At 72.9% G+C, this 3,277-nt stretch carries 5 protein-coding genes; all 5 read right to left on the bottom strand.

The window, feature by feature from the left end; all coding sequences use genetic code 11:
• Nucleotides 1-231: enoyl-CoA hydratase-related protein (locus tag VGV06_15070; GenBank protein ID HEV2056467.1), on the bottom strand; the 231-nt coding region annotated here is incomplete at its 3' end.
• A 35-nt stretch (nt 232-266) separates the two neighbouring features.
• Complete coding sequence (locus VGV06_15065; GenBank protein ID HEV2056466.1) at nt 267-647, bottom strand: cytochrome c; 381 nt, start codon at nt 645-647, stop codon at nt 267-269.
• Between the two features lie 79 nt (nt 648-726).
• The gene (locus VGV06_15060) at nt 727-1,464 is read right to left on the bottom strand and encodes an ABC transporter ATP-binding protein (GenBank protein ID HEV2056465.1); all 738 of its coding nucleotides are present in this window, start codon (nt 1,462-1,464) and stop codon (nt 727-729) included.
• Entirely contained in the window at nt 1,457-2,188 is a 732-nt protein-coding gene (locus VGV06_15055) for an ATP-binding cassette domain-containing protein (protein HEV2056464.1), read from the bottom strand. The genes VGV06_15060 and VGV06_15055 overlap by 8 nt, the downstream gene beginning before the upstream one ends.
• Nucleotides 2,175-3,104: a branched-chain amino acid ABC transporter permease gene (locus VGV06_15050; protein ID HEV2056463.1), complete on the bottom strand. Its 930-nt coding sequence runs from the start codon at nt 3,102-3,104 to the stop codon at nt 2,175-2,177. The genes VGV06_15055 and VGV06_15050 overlap by 14 nt, the downstream gene beginning before the upstream one ends.
• Nucleotides 3,105-3,277 lie beyond the last annotated feature (173 nt).

Genomic DNA, 3,277 nt, shown 5'->3' with positions numbered 1-3,277 from the left:
GCCGCCGAGCTCGTTGCCCTCGGCCATGGCCTTGACGTCGCCGCCCGCGCAAAAGCCGCGGCCCGCGCCCGTGAGCACGACCGCGCCCACCGCCGGGTCATCCGCCAGCCGATGGAGGGCCTCCAGCATCGCGTCCAGCATCGGGCGCGACATCGCATTCAGCCGGTCGGGCCGGTTCATGGTCAGTACCGCGACGCCGTCCTTGATCGTCTCGAGCAGGTCCGTGGTCATCGGGGAATCCTCCGGGCTGGATACGGTGACGAGCGCTATTTGGGAGCCGAGAGCATCCGCACATGCGTGACCAGCGCGCGGATCTCAGGGTCGGTCAGATGATAGCCGAAGGCGGGCATGCCGGGCTTGCCGATCGTCGCCCCGCCGTTCTTGATCAGGCCGAAGAGGTAATCGTCGGAAAGCCGGGACATGGCGTCGCGGTCCGTCAGGTCACGGGGCCGGATGAAGAAGAGGGTCGCGCGCCACGAGCCCCGGCCGTTGGCGCCGTGGCAGGTGGCGCAGCGGGTGAGATACGCGCGCTGCAAGGCCGTGGCGGTCTTCGGGACCGGATGCGGCAGGAAGAGGAGGGCGAGGACGCTTCCGGCCAGCAGCAGCATGGTAGGCGCCAGGATGACGAGCAGCCATTTCGCTTTCACCCGCCGGAGCATACCACGCGCGCGCTCAGGCCCACGCGGGTGCTCAGCCCCACGCGGGTGCTCAGCCCCACTCGGGTGCTCAGCTGAGGTCGCGCCCCACGTCGAGCAGCGCGCGCGCGAGGCGGGGATCGTCGCGGAGCGCGGGCCCGCTGCCTTCGAGCGCCACGCGCCCTTCGTCGAGCAGGTAGCCGCGGTGGGCGAGGCGGAGCAGCCGGCGCACGTGCTGGCCGGCCAGGAGCACCGCGACTCCGCGCGCCGCGACGGCGCGGATGGCGTCGCCGACCTTGTCCGCGACTTCGCGCCCAAGGCCGAGGAAGGGGTCGTCGAGACAGAGCACCCGCGGGCACGCCATGAGTCCGCGCCCGAGCGCCAGCATCTGGCGCTCTCCGCCAGAGAGGTTTTCGGCGCGCCCGCGCTGCCGTGTCTCCAAAATGGGAAAGAGCGCGAAGACCTCCCGGATCGTCTTGTCCGCCCGCGCGTGCGCGCGGGGGAGGAAGGCGCCCAGCTCCAGGTTCTCGCGCACCGAGAGCGGCTCGAACGCGCGCCCGCCCTCGGGGACCATGACGAGCCCGCGCGCGGCGATCTCCCACGGAGGCGAATGCCCGAGGGGTAGGCCGTCGAGGAGGACGCTGCCGCGCGTGGGACGAAGAAGCCCGGCGACCACCCGCAGGAGCGTCGACTTGCCGGCGCCGTTGGGCCCGAGAAGCACGACGATCTCGCCCCCGGCTGCGTCCACCGAGGCGCCGCGGAGCACCTGCGCTAGGCCGTAGCCGGCGTGGAGCTCGCGTGCTTTGATCAGCGGCCGCGGCTCACTCATCGGCGCCGCCGAGATACGCTTGGGCGACGCGCGGCGAGGCGAGCATGTCAGAGGCCGGGCCCTCGGCCGCGGTCACGCCGCCATTTAGCAAAATCAGGCGGTCGGAAATGCTCGCGAGCGTGCCGATGGAATGCTCGACGGCGACGATGGTAATCCCGCGCTCCCTCAGCCGCGCGTAGAAGCGCAGCACCTCGCCGCGGCCCTGCGGCGACAGCCCCGACGCGAGCTCGTCCAGCAGGAGGAGGCGCGGGCGGGTGGACAGCGCCACGGCCAGCTCGAGGCGCTTCATCTGCCCGAGCGAGAGCTCGCTCGAGAGCGCGCCCGCCTTGAGGTCGAGCCCGACGATGGCCAGGAGCCGCTCGCCCTCGCGGCGGCGATCCGCGGCGCGAATGAGCCTCCGCCTTTTGCTGAGAGTCACACCGACGAGAACGCTGTCCAGGACGGTCAGCCCCGCGAAGGGGCGTGGGATCTGGAAGGTGCGCCCGATGCCGAGCCTGCCGAAGGCCCAGGGAGGTCTGCCGGTGACGAGGGCGCCGTCGAAGCGGATCGCGCCCGCCGTCGGGCGGAGCAGTCCGCCCAGGACATTGAGGAGCGTGGTCTTGCCCGAGCCGTTCGGGCCGAGCAGGCCGATGACCTGCCCCTCTTCGACTGCTATGTCGACCCCGTCGAGAGCGCGGACGCGGCCATAGTCCACGCAGAGGCCCCGGCCTTCAAGGAGCGGCACGGCGGCGCCTCTCGACGAGCCCGCCCAGTCCCCCCGGCAGGAAGAGGACGGCGGCGATGAGCGCGAGCGCGTACCCGACTTGGTGGAGCGCGGGGAGCAACGGCTGGAGCACGAGCTCGCTCGCGAGGTAGAGGCCGACGGCCGCCGCGGCGGGGCCCAGCGCGGTGCGCGGCCCGCCGAGCGTCGCCATGATGAGCGGGGCCAGGGAGTACCAGGAGCTGAACACGAGATCGGGCTCCACGACGCGCACCATGTGGGCGTAGAGCCCGCCGGCCGCCCCGGTGAGCCCGCCTGAGAGCGCGAAGGCGGCGAGCTTCCAGGTCCAGGGGTTGACGCCGAGCAGGCTCGCCCGCTCCGAATCTTCGCGCACGGCGGCGAGCGCCAGCCCCAGCCGCGATCCGGTCATCCATGTGAAGACGGAGAGCGTGATGGTCAGCAGGAGGAGCGCCAGGTAGTAGGCGGCGGCGCGCGGTGACGACGCGAGGCCCGGCAGGGCGGGGATACCGACGATCCCCGCGCCGCCCCCGGTCAGCCGCTCCCAGTTGAGCGCGATGCCCCGGCCGATCTCAGCGCAGGCGAGCGTGGCCAGCGCCAGCGGCGCGCCGTGGAGCCGGAGGGCCGCCACGCTCACGAGAGCACCCGCTGCCGCGCCGGCAGCGGCGCCGAGCGCGAGCCCGGCCCACGATGCGACGCCGTGGATCGCGGCGAGGGCCGCGGCATAGGCGCCCACCCCGAAGAAGGCCGCTTGGCCGAAGGAGATCTGCCCGCCCCAGGCAAGAACGCTCCAGGCCGAGGCGAGCGTGGCAAGGACGAAGGCGGTCGCAAGCAGATGCAGGTAGTAGGGAGGAAGGCCGGCGGCCGGCAAGAGCGCGAGCAGCGCCGTCGCCGCCACGAGTCCCGAGCGCTTCCCGCTCATCGTGGGTGGCCGCCGGCTGTCATCCCGCGGGCGAGGCTGCCGCCGCGGGCCATCAGCGAGAGGAGCAGCGCCGCCGCCACCAGGGTCTCGCGCCAGCCGGGCCCCGCCCACGCGACGCCGAGCGTCTCGACGAGCCCGAGCGCGATTCCCGCCGCCAGCAGGCTCGGGATTCG

It is taken from the genome of Candidatus Methylomirabilota bacterium (assembly GCA_035936835.1).
Classification (GTDB): Bacteria; Methylomirabilota; Methylomirabilia; order Rokubacteriales; family CSP1-6; genus AR37.
This window is presented reverse-complemented; position numbering and strand designations above follow the sequence as displayed.